Raw genomic sequence first — 16,901 nt, 5'->3', positions numbered from 1 at the left:
ATGCCACGTTCGGATTTCCGAACCGCGCGTCTGCGCCACTCCAAAAATCCCTTTGTATTCATCGTTTTACATCTGTATCCAGGTGCAACTGCGCTGGCACGGCTCGTGCAATCTAGCCGCCGCCGTATGACATCCGGCCCCGGCCGCGCAGCCCTCCCCCAGGCAACGCCGCGCGCCCGGTCCGGCACAAAGGAGGATGTACCCACGATGACAAAACGACTGCCAACCCTGATTTTCATTGCGATGCTGCTCGGCGTGATCGTCGGCAGTGCCGCGCACAACATGGCGCCTGACGCCGCCACGGCCAAGTCGATCGCCGATCACCTGTCGATCCTGACCGACGTGTTCCTGCGGATGATCAAGATGATCATCGGCCCGCTGGTGTTCGCCACGCTGGTGTCGGGCATTGCCAGCATGGGCGACGGCAAGACCGTCGGCCGCATCGGCCTGAAGGCCATGGCCTGGTTCATGGCCGCGTCGATCACGTCGCTGCTGCTGGGCCTGCTGATGGCCAACGTGCTGGCCCCGGGCCATGGCATGAACCTGCCGCTGCCGGCCGCCGACGCCGCATCGAACCTGAAGACCGGCTCGCTGAACCTGCGCGACTTCGTGGCCCACATGTTCCCGAAGAGCTTTGTCGAGGCCATGGCGACCAACGAGGTGCTGCAGATCGTGGTGTTCTCGCTGTTCTTCGGCTTCGCGCTGGGCACGCTCAAGGACGGCGTGGGCAAGCCCGTGCTGGCCGCCATCGACGGCCTGGGCCACATCATGCTGAAGGTCACCAACTACGTGATGGCGTTTGCGCCGCTGGGCGTGTTCGGCGCCGTGGCGGCCGTGATCACCTCGCAGGGCCTGGGCGTGCTGGTGGTGTACGCCAAGCTGCTGGGCAGCGTGTACCTGTCGCTGGCGCTGCTGTGGATCGCACTGATCGCCGGGGGCTACTACTTCCTGGGCCGCGACATCTTCAAGCTGATCCGCCAGCTGCGCGCGCCGCTGATGATCGGCTTTGCCACGGCCAGCAGCGAATCGGCCTATCCGAAGGTCATCGACCAGCTGAACCGTTTTGGCGTGAAGAGCCGCATCACCAACTTCGTGCTGCCGCTGGGCTATTCGTTCAACCTGGACGGCTCGATCATGTACACGTCGTTCGCCGCGCTGTTCGTGGCGCAGGTGTACGGCATCCATCTGTCGCTGTCGCAGCAGATCACGATGCTGCTGGTGCTGCTGGTGACCAGCAAGGGCATCGCCGGCGTGCCGCGTGCATCGCTGGTGGTGGTGGCCGCCGTGCTGCCGATGTTCGGACTGCCCGAGGCCGGCATCCTGCTGGTGCTGGGCATCGACCATGTCCTGGACATGGGCCGCACCGTAACCAATGTGCTTGGCAACGCCATTGCCACAACCGTTGTCGCCAAAAGCGAGAACGCGATTGGCGCGCCGGAATTGTCTGACGAGGCAGATACCTCGACTGACGACGCCGGCCTGACACCCGTTCAGGCCCTGGCCAGCAAGTAAGCTGGCTCAGGCGTGCCAGGGCCCGGCTGCCGATCAGGCTGCCGGGCCTTTTTGCGTTTACGCCCCCCCCTGCGGGAACCCTGCGCGGTGGCCCGCAACATGACCCGAACGGGTGAGGTCCGGGGCGGCACTTCGGACGGCCGCAGCGCCGGCTGTGGTAAAACGTCGCCTTGCCGAAAAGCGCCGCGCAACCCCCGAGTGGCATTCCGACCACATCAACTGCCCGATACGCCATACGGCAGCGTCCGCATTCCAGAAACCGCATGATCGTGTCCCCCTCCGACGGCGGCCAGGCATCGTTCTCGCCCTGGCGCCGGATTGCCCCCTTCGTCGCCTTGCTCGCGCTGGCCGTGCTGGTCACCGGTGCGGGCTGGCTGGGCTATCGCTATACCTATGACGCCGCCCTGACCCGCCAGGCCGAACGCGGCCAGGTGCAGATGCGGCTGTACGCCCAGGCGCTGGAAAGCGAACTGGCCCGCTACGACTACGTGCCGAGCCTGCTTTCGCTGGACGCGCGCATCGACGCCCTGCTGCGCCAGCCCGCCTCGCCCGAGCGCGTGTCGCAGGCCAATGCCTACCTGGCGGCCCTGAACGGCCGCGCCGGCACGCGCGTCATCTACCTGCTGGACGCCCACGGCAAGGTGCTGGCTACCAGCAACTACCAGCGGCCGGACAGCTACCTGGGCGAAGACCTGAGCTTCCGCCCGTATTTCCGCGCCGCCATCGAAGGCCAGCTGGGACGCTTCTACGGCGTGGGCACCACGCGCAGCGAATCGGGCTACTACCTGTCGGCCCCGCTGGGCGACCGCGACCGCCCGGTTGGCGTGGCCGTGGTCAAGATCGGCCTGGAACCGCTGGAAAACCGCTGGCAGGGCAACGACAGCCAGATGCTGCTGGCCGACGAGAACGGCGTGGTGATCCTGGCTTCGGACCCGTCGTGGAAGCTCGCCGCGCTGCGTCCGCTGTCGGACGACCAGCGCGCCCGGCTGGACCGCAGCCTGCAATACAACCGCGCCCCGCTGCCCCAGCTCGCACTGAGCACCGTGCGGCCGCTGGCCAACGGGCCGTCGCAGGGCGGCGACGCGCTGGTACGGCTGCGCCAGGGCCCGCCGATGCTGGCCCAGCACCTGGCGCTGCCCGGCACCGACTGGGACCTGACGCTGCTGACCAATACGTCGCAGGCGCGCGTGGCCGCGCTCAACAGCGCCGCGCTGGCCGGTGTGCTGGCCGCCTTCGTGCTGCTGCTGGGCGCCGCGTGGAATGTGCGGCGGCGCATCGTAGGCGAACGGCTGGCCGCGCGCGCCGCGCTGGAGGCCGCCAACAGCGAGCTGGAACGCAAGGTGGCCGAGCGTACCGCCGACCTGTCCAGCACCAACCAGCAGTTGCAGGCCGAGGTCAGCGAGCGGATCCGGACGGAAAACTATCTGCGCCAGGCGCAGGACGGCCTGATGCAGGCCGGCAAGCTGGCCGCCGTGGGACAGATGTCCGCCGGCATCGCCCACGAACTGAACCAGCCTCTTGCGGCCCTGCGCACGCTGTCCGGCAATACGGGCAAGTTCATCGCCCACGGCGACTACGACACCGCGCAAGGCAACCTGGACCGCATGATCGGCCTGGTGGAACGCATGGGCCGGATCACCGGCGCGCTGAAGTCGTTCGCGCGCAATCCGGCCGCCGGCCAGCGCCATAGCGCCCGGCTGGCCGATGCGGTGGACAACGCGCTGTTCCTGCTGGAAACGCGCGTGGCCGACGTGGCCCCGCGCATCGACCGTGACATCGACACGCACCTGGCCGTGCGCTGCGACCCGAACCGGCTGGAACAGGTGCTGGTCAACCTGATCGGCAATGCGCTGGACGCGCTGAAAGGCCGCCCCCAACCGCACCTGTCGCTGCACGCATACGAGTCGGGCGGCATGGTCCACCTGACCGTGCGCGACAACGGCACGGGGCTGTCCGAATCCGCGTTTGCGCGACTGTTCGAACCGTTTTTCACGACCAAGCCCGCCGGCGAAGGGCTGGGGCTGGGCCTGACGCTGTCGGCCGGCATCCTGAGCGAAAACGGCGGGAACCTGACCGCGATCAATCATCCCGACGGCGGCGCCTGCTTCACGGTGGCGCTGCCGCGAGTTACCGAGGAACTGCGCCATGTCGGCTGAACCTGTCGAAGCCGTCGACGCCGCCGGCACGCCCGCCGCGCTGACGGTGATGGTCGTCGAGGACGATGCCGATGTGCGGCTGGGCTGCGAACAGGCGCTGAAGCTCGAAGGCATCGCCACGCGCGCCGTGGGCAGCGCGGAAGCGGCGCTGCGCGAGGTGGAGGCCGGCTTTGCCGGCATCGTCGTCAGCGACATCCATTTGCCCGGCGCCGATGGCATGGCCCTGCTGCGCGAACTCGGCACGCGCGACCCGGCATTGCCCGTGATCATGATCACCGGCCATGGCGATGTCTCGCTGGCGGTGCAGGCAATGAAACAAGGCGCCTACGATTTTCTTGAGAAGCCGTTCTCGCCGGAACGGCTCGTGGCCACCTGTCGCCGTGCGCTGGACAAGCGCCGGCTGGCCCTGGAAGTGGCCGACCTGCGGGCACGCCTGGCGGGCCGCGAGGGCCTGGCCGCACGGCTGATCGGTCATTCGCCGGCCATCGAGCGGCTGCGCCAGATGATCGCCGGCATCGGCGACACGTCGGCCAACGTGCTGATCCACGGAGAAACCGGCACCGGCAAGGAGCTGGTGGCACGCTGCCTGCACGAAGCCAGCGGCCGTCGTGCGAAGCATTTCGTGCCGATCAACTGTGGCGGCCTGCCCGAACAGCTGTTCGAGTCGGAAATCTTCGGACACGAGGCCGGCGCGTTCACGGGTGCGGCCAAGCGCCGGATCGGCAAGATCGAGCACGCGGAAGGCGGCACGCTGTTTCTCGACGAAATCGAGAGCATGCCGATGCCAATGCAGATCAAACTGCTGCGCGTGCTGCAGGAACGCGTGGTGGAGCGGCTTGGGTCCAACCAGCCGGTGCCCGTCAACACGCGCGTGGTGGCGGCCACCAAGGCCGACCTGCGCGCGCTGGCCGACGCCAGCCAGTTCCGCGCCGATCTCTACTATCGCCTTAACGTGGTCACGCTCGAACTGCCGCCGCTGCGCGAACGGCGCGAGGACGTGCCGTTGCTGTTCGAACACTTTCTGGCACAGGCCGCATTGCGTTTCGAGCGCGAGGCCGTGCCGCCCACGCCCGCCGAACTGTCGGCACTGGTGGCCTACCCGTGGCCCGGCAATGTGCGTGAACTGCGCAACCTGGCCGAACGCCATGCCCTTGGGCTGGGCTGCGATCCGGCGCAGGGCGGCGCCGCGCCCGAGGCACTGCCGCTGCCGCAGGCCGTGGAGCAGTTCGAGCGTGCGCTGATTGCCGATGCATTGCGACGCCACGCCGGCAACCTCACGCGTGCCGGCGAAGCCCTGGGCGTGGCAAAGACCACGCTGTTCGACAAGGTGCGCAAGTACGGCCTGTCGACGGGCACTTCAAACTAAACGCAACGCCCAAGGCCCAAATGTGTCAAATGTATATAACCTGGGAACCAGCATGCCGCGTACGGAGTCTCTGACCCTGTACGCGACGCCTGCGGCATAAATGTTGAGCGTCATACTGTTTGTCCATCGCTGTCTACCGAATTGCAACGATGTTCGTTAAACAACAAAAGTGTGACGCCAATCATTGCTTTCCCTGTAGCAACGAATCATCTTGAAGCCATACTATTGGCATCCGGCAAGCGGGCAACGCCACAAGCGTCGCCGCGGCTCGCGGACAGGCGGCAGCAGATCGCCATTGCAGCAAACGTGCACGGCCCCCTGAAGCCGTTGCTACGTCAACAGGAACAAAGCAACAAAGACCGGCCGGGGAGCGGGTCGAAAGCATCAGGGTCAGTAAAAACAGCAGCCCGGTCATTTGACCGACGTGGCGTGTCCGAGGACGCCCGTGCAGTACGCCTGTCGTGCTGTGCTGCTGATCGACACTACGGGTGATTGGATGAAACTGGATCCAGAACTGGCTGAAAAGCCGTACTACAGCACGCGAACCGCTGCAAAACTTCTCAACGTATCGCTGGGCACCGTCCAGAAAATGGTGGAACGCGGTGAACTTGGCGCCTGGAAAACCAATGGCGGCCACAGGCGCATCCACAAGGAAACCGTGCACCGGCTGCTGGCAAACCGCGCCATGCCGGATGTCGGCGTCGAGCACAATCTCGATCTCGTGGTGTTCCACCCTAACCATACCGAAGCGCAACGCATCAGCGCCCAGCTGGGTAAATGGTCGCTGCCGCTGAAGACCCAGGTGCTGGAGGACGTGGTGGACACGGTCATTACTTCCGTCGATTCGCGCCCTCGCGTGGTGCTCTACTACGTGGAAGAACTCAACGACGCGGAATCGGCCACGATCGAGAAATTGCAGAATTTCTTCTCGCGGCAGCGCGTGATCTTTGCGGTCATCACGAATCGCCAGGCCTACGACGGCGTGGCTGACGCCCTGCAGCAATGGGGCATCATGGTGTTCCTCAAGACACCGTCACTCGAGGAAATCAAGGGCTTCCTGCGTGCCCAGCTGATGATGGGACGCGCAGGCGCTTAAGGTTTCGTTAAGGTTCGACGTGCAACGGCCCGGACACACAGTGCCCGGGCCGTTTTTTTATCGTGGCGGCCTTCAGACGGATTCCACGGCCTCGCGTGCCGGCTCGGCCACAACCTTCGCATCGGGCTGCATCATCCAGCCATAGAGATCGCGCGGGTCCGGGGGCATGGCAACGAGCGCCACGAAGCGGCCGGCATCGCGCGCACCGGCGGCCGCATGCAACCAGCGCAGCGCCGAATAATCCTCCAGCGCGAAGCCGACCGAATCGAACACGGTCACCTCGTCGGCGCGGGTGCGGCCAGGTGTCGCGCCGGACAGCACTTGCCACAACTCGCTGACGGGCGCCTCCGGCCATTGCTGGATCTCGCCTTCGATGCGCGACTGGGGCGCATACTCCACCACGATCCGCGCGTTGCGCAGGATGTCGACGTGCAATTCGGTCTTGCCGGGACAGTCGCCACCCACGGCATTCACGTGCATGCCCGGTTGCACCATGTCAGGCGTGAGAATGGTCGCGCGCGTCTTGTCGGCGGTGACCGTGGTCACGATATCGGCGCCAGCCAGCGCATCGCGTACCGATCGCACCGGCACGATCTCCAGACCTGGCACTTTCGCCAGATTGCGCGCCAGCCGCGCCGTGGCCGACGCATCGATATCAAAGGCCCGTACGGTGCCGATGCCCGCTATCGCATGAAATGCCAGCGACTGGAATTCGGCCTGCGCGCCGTTGCCGATCAGCGCCATCGTACGGGCACCGGGACGGGCCATGGCCTGCGCAGCCAGGGCGGAAGTGGCGGCGGTGCGCAGCGCCGTGGCGAGGGTCAGATCGGCCAGCAGCAGCGGAAAGCCAGTCTGTACATCGGCCAGCATGCCGCACGCCATGACAGTGGGCAGCGCGAACTTCGCGTTGCCCGGATGCCCGTTGACGTACTTGTAGGCGAACCGTTTGCCGTCGCTGACTGGCATCAGTTCGATCACACCCACCGTCGAATGGCTCGCCAACCTCGCAGATTTCTCAAATTCTTGCCAGCGCAGGAAGTCTTCGCGCACGCACCCGGCTACCTGCACGATGGCCTGCTGCACGCCCAAGCTGCGCACCAGCGCGGCGACATCGCCCGCATCGAGAAAGCGCGTCAGCAGGCCCCCCTGCTGTTTCGTTTCCAGTTTCGCGTTCGTTTTCATGGCGCATCTCCGGTCATGCCGCAGCGGCACGCCGCATGGGCGTGCTGGCGCGGTCGAGCCGCAGCGTCATGCAATATGCGCCGCCGCCCGACAGCATGTACGGTGTCAGGTCCACCTCGTGCAGCCGATACCCACGACGGCCCAGTTCATGGCGCAAATGCGTTGTGGTACGCGTCATCACCACGTGATCGTCGAGGTTGACGGCATTCACGCTGAAGTGGCGCAGATCGTCCTCGGTGGCCTCGATGCGCTGGGCCACCGGCACGCGCGCCCGCAGCGTGCGCAGTGCGGTATCGGTAAAGGCCGGGGGGTAGTACAGCACTTCGCCGCCCGAGAGCGGACAGAAGCACACGTCGAGGTGATAGCTCTGCTCGGTGGCCAGTTCCAGCGCCACCACTTCCTGGTCGAACTCGCGGGCCATGGCATCGGCGGCCTCGCGCGACGAGCGCGGCCCGAAGCCCGCCCAGAAATGGCCACGCCGCGCGTCCCAGATACAGTCGCCCGCGCCTTCCTGAAAGCAGCCGTCGGGCAGCAGCGCCACGCTGTCGATCAGGCCCCGCGCACGCAGATCGTCGAAGATGGCCGCGAACGGTTGTTCCTCGCCGCGCCGTTGCGGGTAGCGAAAGCGCGCCAGCACCGCCTTGCCATCGAGCACCACGGCCGCGTTGGCCGGAAACACCATGTCGGGCTGGCCTGCCACGCCCTGCACCACTTCCACGGCAAACCCGGAACGGCTTAGCGCATCGTGCAGCGCATCGAACGACGCCAGCGCGCGGCGATGCATGCCGCCCGGGTCGCGGGCCCACGCGGCGGGGTCCATCCACGGATTGATGCTGTACGACACGTCGTAGAACGTGGGGGCAACCAGCAGGATGGTCGGGCGAACGGGTGGACGGATAGTCGGGTGATTGGCCGGGCGATCGGTCACGGGGCTCTCCTCTGTTTTCGAATGGCGATGTCGTGAGTGCATTCTCCTGCCCGCCAGTGCCAGCGAATAGTTAGCAAACTGGACAAATTGCTATAGCCACCTGACAATTTGTCGGAATTGGCTGGCAATTTGCCAGATTCTGCCGGAGAGAACGCGATGGATGCGACCGATCGACAACTGCTGGGCCTGCTGCGCGACAATGCGCGCACGCCGGTGACGGCACTTGCAAAGGCGCTGCGCGTCTCGCGCGCCACGGTGCAGAACCGGATCGAGAAACTGGAGAAGGAAGGCCAGATCGTCGGCTATACGGTGCGGCTCAAGCCGGAGGCCGAACCGCACCGCATCCGCGCCTGGATGACGGTGGCCGTGGAAGGCAACAAGGCGCGCCAGGTGCTGCAGGCGCTGCGTGGCGATCCCAACGTGCAGACGCTGCATACGACCAACGGCCGCTGGGACATCATTGCCGAACTGCGTGCCGATACGCTGGAGCAGTTCGATCGCACGCTCGACCGCATCCGGCTGGTCGATGGCATTTCGGCCACCGAGACCAGCATCCTGCTGTCGAGCTACAAGCTGTAGGCGCGGATCAGGAGCCCTGACGCACCGGTGCCTGTGCGGTGCCGCGCAGGCGTTCGCGGTGCGTTTCCTCGTGCAGTGCATGCTCGCTGGGCGCCAGCAGGTCTCGTAGCGATACGATGCCGACCAGCCGCATGGTGGCCAGGCTGTCTACCACGGGCATGCGTGCCACGCTCAGTGCCGCCATCTGCCCCGCCGCGGCGCGGCCCGTCTGCGATGGCAGCAGCATGGTGGGCGTGCCCTTTTCGAGGTCCTTGACGGCGCCGTTGCCCTGCCCGGCGGCAATCAGGTCGCCGCAGGTCAGGCCGGCATCGTCGCCGGCATGGGCAGCCGTGATAGCCGCGCGATGGAGCATGCCCAGCACCCGCCCTTCGGCCACCACCGGATAGGCGCGATGCGCGGCATGGCTGCCAAAGTGGCGCTCCAGGGCCACGGCCACCGGCACGCCAGCGTCGATCGTCACCACGTCGCGCGTCATCAGGTCTTCCACGTGCGAACGCTCCAGCGGGTCGACCCCGTATTCCCGGTAGATGTGCAGGCCGCGGCGCGCAATCTTCTCGGTCATGATGCCGCGCTTCATCGTCAGCACCGAGAAGCCATAGGCCACGGCCGTGGTCAGCAGCAGCGGCAGCAGGGCCTCGCTGTCATGCGTCAGGCCAAACGCGAACACGATGGCGGTCAGCGGTGCGCCCAGCACGCTGCCCAGCACGCCGGCCATGCAGACCAGCGCCCATAGCCCCGGCGAGCCGCCCGGCAGGAACGGGCCCAGCACCACGCCCAGGCCGGCGCCAAGCATCAGCAACGGCGCCAGCACCCCGCCCGATGTGCCCGAGCCCAGCGCGGCGATCCAGATCACGGCCTTGACCGCCAGCAGCGCCACCGCCACCTCGATGGCAAGCCGGTTGTTGAGCAGGTCGCCAATGACGTCGTAGCCCACCCCCAGCGCGCGCGGCTCGAAGTAACCGCCGATGCCCACCACCAGACCGCCAATGGCCGGCCACCACATCCAGTGCAGGCGCAGCTTGCTGAAGGCATCCTCCGTGCGATACAGCGCCAGCGTCAGGGCCGCGCCCAGCACGCCGCACAGCAGCCCCGCCAGCACGCACGAGCCCAGGGCCACGGTGCCGGCTGCCGCCGTCTGCAGCGGGAACAGCGGGCCCGCCTCGAACACGAAGGGCCGCAGGAAGCCGGCCACGGCGCACGCCAGCGCCACCGGCAGCAGGCTGCGCGGACGCAGTTCGAACAGCAGCAGTTCGATCGCCAGCAGCACCGCTGCCACGGGCGTGCCGAAGATCGCCGTCATGCCTGCGCAGGCACCGGCCACCAGCAGCGTCTTGCGTTCGGCGGCGGTCAGGTGCAGGTATTGGGCCAGCAGCGACGCAATCGAGCCGCCCGTCATGATGATCGGCCCCTCGGCACCGAACGGGCCGCCACTGCCGATCACGATGCCCGACGACAGCGGCTTGAGCACCGCCACCTTCGGCGACATCTTGCTCTTGCCGAACAGCACGGCCTCGATGGCCTCGGGAATGCCATGGCCGCGAATCTTGTCGCTGCCGTAGCGCGCCATCAGGCCCACGATCAGCCCGCCCAGCGCCGGTATGGCGATGACCCAGGGCCCCAGTGCATGGTGCGCCGGAGAGCGCTCGGCGAACGACAGGGTCTGGAAAAAGAAAAGATTGGTGAAAAAGCGGATCAGGTTGACCAGCACAAATGCTGCGCCAGTACTGATGCCGCCGATGACCAGCGCGATGCCTGCCAGCATGGGCAGACGGCCGTTGACAGCGTAGTCGCGCTTGTCGGAATGGTGCAATGCGGAATGTTTTGACATGGACGAAAGCCGGGGGCGGCTGGGATGATACGGAGTACAGCCTGCGCAATATATCATGCTGTGATACATTGCCGGGCTCGGGCCAATGCGCCACGACGCCTGCCCGGCCAATGCGCCGTGCCGCCCCCAACCCTCAAAAGCCGCCCCCGCTTTCGATGCCTGCTGCATTCGACCCGACCTCATCCGTCGCCGAGGCCCGTGCCTGGCTGCGCACATTTGTCCCCATGCCGATCGCCGCCAGCTGGCGCGAGCGGCTAAAGAGTTGCCTGGGAGCCCTGATCGGCCTGGCGCTGACCGAATGGATCTGCCGTCAGTTCCTGCTGGGATTCAACCCGTGGTTTATCGCGCCGATGGGCGCTTCGGCCGTATTGCTGTTCGGCGTGCCGTCCAGCCCACTTGCGCAGCCATGGTCGATCATCGGCGGCAACCTGGTGGCCGCCACCGTGGGCGTGGCCTGCGCGAAATGGATTCCGGACCCTGGCCTGGCCGCCGGCGTGGCGGTGGCCGGCGCCATTGCGTTGATGTTCCAGCTGCGCTGCGTACACCCGCCCAGCGGCGCGGTGGCCGTGACCGCCGTGTTTGGCGGGCCGGCCGTGCACGCGCTGGGCTTCGGCTTTGTGGTGATCCCGGTGGCCATCAATTCGATGTTGCTGCTGCTGACCGCGCTGGCCTTCAACAACGTCGCCCGGCGCCGTTACCCGCACCGTCCGCCCGAGCCGGCTGCGCAGCATCACACGAAGGACTTGCCGCCCAGCAAGCGCGTGGGCTTTACCCGGGCCGACCTTGATGCGGTGCTGGCGGCGCGCGGCGAATTCCTGGACATCGAGGAAGACGATCTCGAGGCCATCCTGGTGGCCGCCGAACTGCGCGCCCATTCGCGCCGGTTTGGCGAAGTGCTCTGCGGCGACATCATGTCGCGCGACGTGGTGTCGGTGCGTCCGGGCCAGCTGGCCGCCGATGCCTCGGCGTTGATGACGCGCCATCACATCAAGGCCCTGCCCGTGGTGGATCGCCAGCGCCGCCTGCTTGGCATCCTTACGCAAAGTGATTTCTTCCGCGCATATCGCGTGAACTCCCGCCGCGTCAATGGCGCGGTGCGCGACCTGATGACCCGTGCCGTGGTCACCGCGCGTGCCGAGCACCCCATCGTCAGCCTCGCCCAGGCGTTCTCGGACGGCGGGCTGCACCACGTGCCGGTGCTGGACGAACGCAACCGCGTGGTAGGCATGGTCACGCAGTCCGACCTCGTCGCCGCACTGCTGCGCCAGAGCGACCAGGCCATGGATGCAGCAGAAGCCGCCAGGCCGGCCGGCTGATCCGCGTCGCCGGGCACTGCCCGGCGATCGTTGACTTGGCAAGGGATTACCCGGAGCCCTCATCGAATTCCGCTATGCTTACGGCGTTCTCGCAACATGGGCGCCGGACGGGCGTGCAACGATGAGTTCCGGACAACTGATTGAAAAGCTTGCCGCTGTCTTTGCGCTGATCGTCCTGATCGGCGGTTCACTGCTGGTACTGGCCCCGTTTGCCACCGCGCTGGTCTGGGGGGCGATCCTGGCCTACAGCTCGTGGTACCCCTATACCGTGCTTACGCGCTGGCTGGGCAACCGGCGCGGGCTGGCCGCGCTGATCTGCGTGCTGATCGCCACGATCATCGTGCTGGGCCCGTTTGTCTACGCCGGCGCCAGCTTCTCGGCCCATATCGACGAACTGACCGGCCTGGTCAACCGCTACGCCGAACGCGGCATCCCGCAACTGCCCGAATGGCTCAGCAGCCTGCCCTACGTGGGTCCGCAGCTGCAGTCGAGCTACGACCAGCTCATCCACGCCGACTCCGAAATGGTGGCCAACCTGCGCAAGCTGATCGCACCGATCGGCCACGCGGTGCTGGGCGCGGGGTTGTCCATCGGCGGCGGCCTGGGCCAGCTGGCGCTGTCGATCATCCTGGCGTTCTTCTTCTACACCGGCGGTGAACTGGCCGTGGACTGGCTGCGCGGCGGCATGCGCCGGGTGGCCGGCGAGCGCGCAGACCACCTGATGGCGCTGGCCGGCGGCACCATCAAGGGCGTGGTCTACGGCGTGCTGGGTACCGCGTTCGTGCAGGCCGTGCTGGCCGCCATCGGTTTCTGGATCGCGGGCGTGCCGGGCGCGGCCATCCTGGGCCTGATCACGTTCTTCCTGTCGGTGGTGCCGATGGGCCCGCCGCTGGTGTGGATTCCGGCCGCGCTGTGGCTCTATCACAGCGGCGAAACGGGCTGGGCCATCTTCATGGTGGTTTGGGGTGCTGTCATCGTGGGCATGGCCGACAACGTCATCAAACCCCTGCTGATCAGCAAGGGCACGGGCCTGCCCCTGATCTGGATCATGATGGGCGTGCTGGGCGGCGCGCTGGCCTTTGGCTTCCTGGGCGTCTTCCTGGGCCCGACGGTGCTGGCCGTGGCCTACGCGCTGCTGCGCGACTGGACCATCGGCTCGCAGGAACGGCCCGGCGTGACCGAAGTGACCCCGGCGCCGCCCTCGCAACTGACACCGGACGCATGACCGGCCATTCGCACGCTTCGCCGCAAGACCCGGCGCAGGACCTGCACCGGCTTGTGGCCTGCGAGTATTGCGACGCGCTCTACGAGCGCACCGCGCTGGCGCCGGGTGAACGCGCCATGTGCCTGCGCTGCGGCGGCGTGCTGTATCGCGAGAGCAGCCGTGCCTACCGGCGCCTGCTGCCGCTGGTGGTCACCGCGCTGATCCTGTTCCTGGTATCGAACACGTACCCGATCGTCGAGATGGACCTCAAGGGCGTGCGCACCGAGACCACGCTCTGGGGCGCCGTGCAGGCGCTGCATAGCGACCACATGACGCTGGTGGCGCTGCTGGTGTTCGGCACCACGATCCTGTTCCCGCTCTCCGAGATGCTGATGATGTGCTACCTGCTGGTGCCGATGGCGCGCCATCGCATGCCGGCAGGTTTCGACCGCATCGTGCGCGGCATCCGCCAGACGCGGCCGTGGGGCATGATCGAGGTCTTCATGATCGGCGTGCTGGTGACCGTGGTGAAGCTGTCGACCATGGCCCAGGTGATTCCCGGCGTGGCGCTGTGGTCGTTCGGCGCGCTGGTGGTGGTGCTGGCCGCGATGCTGTCGTTCGATCCGCGCGATCTGTGGCACTACCTGGAACCGTCCGGTGCCGACGAGGCCCCGCCCCGGGAGGACGCCCGATGACCGCGCCACGTCCGTCACGCACCGCGCAGGCGCGCGAGCAGCTGGCGCGTTCGCGCCGCATGGCCGCCGACGTGGTGGCCGAACTGACCGACGACGACGAACGCACGCCGCTGGCACAGGTGCCCACGGCAACATCGCGCGGCCTGCTGTCGTGCCACGCCTGCGACCTGGTCAGCCCGATCACGCTCGACGGCGAGCCCTGCCCGCGCTGCGGCGCCACGCTCCATCGGCGCAAGCCGGCCAGCCTGACCCGTACCTGGGCCTTCCTGCTGTCTGCATTCATCCTGTACATCCCGGCCAACCTGCTGCCGGTGATGGTGACCGAATCGATCCTGGGCACGCAGCGCGACACCATCATGTCCGGCGTGATCTACCTGTGGCTGTCCGGCTCGCACATGCTGGCCGGCGTGGTGCTGATCGCCAGCATCATCGTGCCGCTGCTGAAGATGCTGATCCTGACGCTGCTGTTGTCGTCGGTGTATTTCAAGTCGACGTGGCGCATCCGGCAGCAGACCCGGCTCTACGCCCTGGTCGAAATCATCGGCCGGTGGTCGATGCTCGATATCTTCGTGGTGGCACTGCTGGCCGCGCTGGTTCGTGCCGGCGCGCTCGCCACCATCATTCCCGGGGGCGGGGCGCTGGCCTTTGCCTCCGTCGTCGTCCTGACCATGCTGGCGTCGCTATCCTTCGACCCGCGCCTGCTGTGGGATTCGTTCGACACGGACGCCCCCTCGAAATTGCCGGAATCCGACAATGCCCGATCCTGATACCCCCAACCCATCGCCCGGCGTACCCCAGCCCGCGCGCAAACGCCGCGCCCGCTGGCTGCCATCCCTGGTCTGGCTGATCCCGATCGTGGCCGCCGCGGTGGGCATCTCGCTGCTGGTCAACACACTGACCTCGCGCGGCCCCGACATCACGGTCACGTTCCGCACGGCCGAGGGCCTCACGCCGGGCAAGACCGCCGTGCGCTACAAGGACGTGGACATCGGGCTGGTCAAGTCGGTGCGGCTGGCGTCCGACCGGTCCCATGTGCTGGCCTCGATCGAGCTGACCAAGGACGCCGAGAACTTTGCCGTCAAGGACACCCGCTTCTGGGTGGTACGGCCGCGTTTTGCCACCAGCGGCGTGTCGGGGCTGGAGACACTGTTGTCGGGCGCCTATATCGGCGTGGATGCCGGCAAGTCCACCGAGGGCAGGCGCAGCTTCACCGGCCTGGAAGTGCCGCCGGTGGTCACCGCCGATGCCTCGGGCCGGCAGTTCGTGCTGCGTGCGCAGGATCTGGGGTCGCTGGACATCGGCTCGCCGGTCTACTACCGGCGCGTGCCGGTTGGCCAGGTGGTGGCCTACCAGCTGGAGCCGAACGGGCGCGACATCACGCTGCGCGTGTTCGTCAACAAGCCCTACGACAAGCTCGTGACCGCCGATTCGCGCTTCTGGCACGCCAGCGGCGTGGACCTGAAGCTCGATGCCGGCGGCCTGAAGCTGTCCACGCAGTCGCTGGTCACGGTGCTGCTGGGTGGCGTGGCGTTCCAGGCGCCCGAGAACACCAGCGCCCACGAGGCCGCCGCCGAGAACACCCAGTACCTGCTGGCCTCGGATCAGGCCGAGGCGATGAAGGAGCCCGAGGAACTGGCGCCCACGCTGGCCGTGCTGAACTTCGACCAGTCCGTGCGCGGGTTGTCGCCGGGCGCACCGGTGGACTTCCGCGGCGTGATCGTGGGCCAGGTGCGGTCCATCGGCATCGAATACCAGCGCGACAAGAAGGCGTTCCGCATGCCGGTGGTGGTGGAGCTCTATCCGTCGCGCATGGGCTTCCGCGAACGCGACGTGGCAGACGAGGCCCGCAAGCGCACCATCGTGCAGGCGCTGGTCAAGCGTGGCATGCGTGCGCAGCTGCGTACCAGCAACCTGCTGACGGGCCAGCTCTACGTGGCGCTCGACTTCTTCCCGAAGGCGCCGCCGGCCAGGGACATCGACCTGGACGCCCCGATGCCGGAGTTCCCGACCACGCCGGGCACGTTCGACGAACTGCAGGCCAAGCTGGGCGACATCGTCAACAAGATCGACAAGGTGCCGTTCGAGCAGATCGGACAGGATGCGCGCACGGCCATCGTGTCGATGAACAAGATGCTGGAGACGGCCGACAAGCTCGTGGCCCAGCTCAATGGCGACGTGGCGCCGCAAGTGGTGGCCGCGCTGCAGGATGCACGCCGGACGCTGACGGCCGCCAATGGCACGCTGGCGTCGGATGCGCCGCTGCAGCAGGACACCCGGCGCATGATGCAGGAACTGACGCGCACGGCGGTGTCGCTGCGCGCGCTGACCGACTATCTGGAACGCCACCCCGAGGCGCTGCTGCGCGGCAAGACGGAGGACAAATGATGAAACGTTCGCTGACACTCTGCGCGACGCTGCTGGGCATGGCGTGGCTGGGCGGCTGCGCGTCGCCCGAGCCGCGCTACTACACGCTGGCGACCGGCGCCACGGCAACGGCCGCCACCGCCGCGCCGGGTACCGTACCCTCCACGCAGCCGCTCTGGATCGAGGTCTCGCCGGTGCGGGTGCCCGAGCGCCTGAATCGCGCCCAGCTGGTGGTGATCGATGGCAAGACCGGCAATGTGAAGCTGCTCGACCAGTCGCGCTGGTCGTCGCCGTTGCCCGACGAGCTGCGCGATGCGCTGTCGCAGCAGTTGCAGGGCAACCTTGGCGCCGTGGACACCTACCAGCAAGGGATCTCGGACGTAGCGCCGGTGTTTCGCATCACCACCGAAGTGGTACGGCTCGATGCCGATCCGGGCCAGCGCGCGGGCGCTTCGATCGCGTGGACGGTGCGCCGCCTGCCCGACGGCCGCGTGCTGAGCGGCCGCACCGAGGCCGACCTGCCCGCACCGGGCCAGGTTGACGGCGTGGTCGGCGCCTATCGCCAGATCGTGGCCACCACGGCATCGGATATCGCGGCCGGCGTTCAATCGCTGCGCGTGCAGGGCGGCGCGGCCGCTTCGTCCGCCTCCCCCACGTCACCCACCCGCTAGGCGG

14 protein-coding genes are annotated in these 16,901 nt (G+C 67.2%); 11 read left to right on the top strand and 3 right to left on the bottom strand.

What is annotated here, in order from left to right:
- Window positions 1-207 precede the first annotated feature (207 nt).
- From ACOABP_RS12215 to ACOABP_RS12200, 4 genes are all read left to right on the top strand, one after another.
- Window positions 208-1,512 carry a dicarboxylate/amino acid:cation symporter gene (locus tag ACOABP_RS12215; RefSeq protein WP_474225288.1) on the top strand — a complete coding sequence of 435 codons (1,305 nt, stop codon included), beginning with the start codon at window positions 208-210 and terminating at the stop codon, window positions 1,510-1,512.
- Between the two features lie 263 nt (window positions 1,513-1,775).
- Window positions 1,776-3,668: a sensor histidine kinase gene (locus tag ACOABP_RS12210; protein ID WP_474225287.1), complete on the top strand. Its 1,893-nt coding sequence runs from the start codon at window positions 1,776-1,778 to the stop codon at window positions 3,666-3,668.
- Complete coding sequence (locus tag ACOABP_RS12205) at window positions 3,658-5,034, top strand: sigma-54-dependent transcriptional regulator (protein ID WP_474225286.1); 1,377 nt, start codon at window positions 3,658-3,660, stop codon at window positions 5,032-5,034. Before ACOABP_RS12210 ends, ACOABP_RS12205 begins: the two co-directional genes overlap by 11 nt.
- A 496-nt stretch (window positions 5,035-5,530) precedes the next feature.
- The gene (locus tag ACOABP_RS12200; protein WP_474225285.1) at window positions 5,531-6,130 is read left to right on the top strand and encodes a helix-turn-helix domain-containing protein; all 600 of its coding nucleotides are present in this window, start codon (window positions 5,531-5,533) and stop codon (window positions 6,128-6,130) included.
- 72 nt (window positions 6,131-6,202) lie between these two features.
- Here the strand turns inward: ACOABP_RS12200 and ACOABP_RS12195 are convergent, their stop codons facing one another.
- Entirely contained in the window at window positions 6,203-7,312 is a 1,110-nt protein-coding gene (locus ACOABP_RS12195) for an ornithine cyclodeaminase (RefSeq protein WP_474225283.1), read from the bottom strand.
- 13 nt (window positions 7,313-7,325) lie between these two features.
- A complete protein-coding gene (locus ACOABP_RS12190) occupies window positions 7,326-8,240 on the bottom strand; it encodes a dimethylarginine dimethylaminohydrolase family protein (RefSeq protein ID WP_474225281.1) in 915 nt (304 codons plus the stop codon).
- A 156-nt stretch (window positions 8,241-8,396) separates the two neighbouring features.
- Between ACOABP_RS12190 and ACOABP_RS12185 the strand changes: the two genes are divergently transcribed.
- Entirely contained in the window at window positions 8,397-8,819 is a 423-nt protein-coding gene (locus ACOABP_RS12185; RefSeq protein ID WP_124682268.1) for an Lrp/AsnC family transcriptional regulator, read from the top strand.
- Window positions 8,820-8,826: 7 nt separating this feature from the next.
- On the opposite strand, the gene ACOABP_RS12180 is transcribed toward ACOABP_RS12185, so the two are convergent.
- A complete protein-coding gene (locus ACOABP_RS12180) occupies window positions 8,827-10,647 on the bottom strand; it encodes a chloride channel protein (protein ID WP_474225279.1) in 1,821 nt (606 codons plus the stop codon).
- A gap of 155 nt (window positions 10,648-10,802) precedes the next feature.
- Here ACOABP_RS12180 and ACOABP_RS12175 point away from each other — a divergent pair, with 155 nt between their 5' ends.
- The 6 genes from ACOABP_RS12175 (at window position 10,803) to ACOABP_RS12150 (ending at window position 16,897) form a co-directional block, all read left to right on the top strand.
- On the top strand, window positions 10,803-11,963 hold the full coding sequence (locus tag ACOABP_RS12175) for an HPP family protein (protein ID WP_474225278.1): 1,161 nt from the start codon (window positions 10,803-10,805) through the stop codon (window positions 11,961-11,963).
- A gap of 121 nt (window positions 11,964-12,084) precedes the next feature.
- Window positions 12,085-13,188, top strand: a complete 1,104-nt coding sequence (locus tag ACOABP_RS12170; RefSeq protein WP_474225276.1) for an AI-2E family transporter — start codon at window positions 12,085-12,087, stop codon at window positions 13,186-13,188.
- A complete protein-coding gene (locus ACOABP_RS12165; RefSeq protein WP_474225274.1) occupies window positions 13,185-13,862 on the top strand; it encodes a paraquat-inducible protein A in 678 nt (225 codons plus the stop codon). The genes ACOABP_RS12170 and ACOABP_RS12165 overlap by 4 nt, the downstream gene beginning before the upstream one ends.
- Window positions 13,859-14,629, top strand: coding sequence for a paraquat-inducible protein A (locus ACOABP_RS12160; protein WP_474225272.1), 771 nt, complete (start codon window positions 13,859-13,861; stop codon window positions 14,627-14,629). The genes ACOABP_RS12165 and ACOABP_RS12160 overlap by 4 nt, the downstream gene beginning before the upstream one ends.
- A complete protein-coding gene (locus ACOABP_RS12155; RefSeq protein WP_474225270.1) occupies window positions 14,616-16,247 on the top strand; it encodes a PqiB family protein in 1,632 nt (543 codons plus the stop codon). The genes ACOABP_RS12160 and ACOABP_RS12155 overlap by 14 nt, the downstream gene beginning before the upstream one ends.
- Window positions 16,244-16,897 carry a PqiC family protein gene (locus ACOABP_RS12150; protein WP_474225268.1) on the top strand — a complete coding sequence of 218 codons (654 nt, stop codon included), beginning with the start codon at window positions 16,244-16,246 and terminating at the stop codon, window positions 16,895-16,897. The genes ACOABP_RS12155 and ACOABP_RS12150 overlap by 4 nt, the downstream gene beginning before the upstream one ends.
- Window positions 16,898-16,901 lie beyond the last annotated feature (4 nt).

Source organism: Cupriavidus sp. HE11 (genome assembly GCF_056097175.1).
Note: the sequence above shows the minus strand (reverse complement) of the source record. Positions and strands in the feature narration are given on the sequence as shown.

Bases quoted from the DNA above. Each gene is read 5' to 3' on its own strand.
- ACOABP_RS12170 (WP_474225276.1), top strand. From the start codon at position 12,085: ATGAGTTCCGGACAACTGATTGAAAAGCTTGCCGCTGTCTTTGCGCTG.
- ACOABP_RS12210 (WP_474225287.1), top strand. From the start codon at position 1,776: ATGATCGTGTCCCCCTCCGACGGCGGCCAGGCATCGTTCTCGCCCTGG.
- ACOABP_RS12195 (WP_474225283.1), bottom strand. From the start codon at position 7,312: ATGAAAACGAACGCGAAACTGGAAACGAAACAGCAGGGGGGCCTGCTG.
- ACOABP_RS12205 (WP_474225286.1), top strand. From the start codon at position 3,658: ATGTCGGCTGAACCTGTCGAAGCCGTCGACGCCGCCGGCACGCCCGCC.
- ACOABP_RS12165 (WP_474225274.1), top strand. From the start codon at position 13,185: ATGACCGGCCATTCGCACGCTTCGCCGCAAGACCCGGCGCAGGACCTG.
- ACOABP_RS12160 (WP_474225272.1), top strand. From the start codon at position 13,859: ATGACCGCGCCACGTCCGTCACGCACCGCGCAGGCGCGCGAGCAGCTG.
- ACOABP_RS12155 (WP_474225270.1), top strand. From the start codon at position 14,616: ATGCCCGATCCTGATACCCCCAACCCATCGCCCGGCGTACCCCAGCCC.
- ACOABP_RS12175 (WP_474225278.1), top strand. From the start codon at position 10,803: ATGCCTGCTGCATTCGACCCGACCTCATCCGTCGCCGAGGCCCGTGCC.
- ACOABP_RS12150 (WP_474225268.1), top strand. From the start codon at position 16,244: ATGATGAAACGTTCGCTGACACTCTGCGCGACGCTGCTGGGCATGGCG.
- ACOABP_RS12185 (WP_124682268.1), top strand. From the start codon at position 8,397: ATGGATGCGACCGATCGACAACTGCTGGGCCTGCTGCGCGACAATGCG.
- ACOABP_RS12200 (WP_474225285.1), top strand. From the start codon at position 5,531: ATGAAACTGGATCCAGAACTGGCTGAAAAGCCGTACTACAGCACGCGA.
- ACOABP_RS12180 (WP_474225279.1), bottom strand. From the start codon at position 10,647: ATGTCAAAACATTCCGCATTGCACCATTCCGACAAGCGCGACTACGCT.
- ACOABP_RS12215 (WP_474225288.1), top strand. From the start codon at position 208: ATGACAAAACGACTGCCAACCCTGATTTTCATTGCGATGCTGCTCGGC.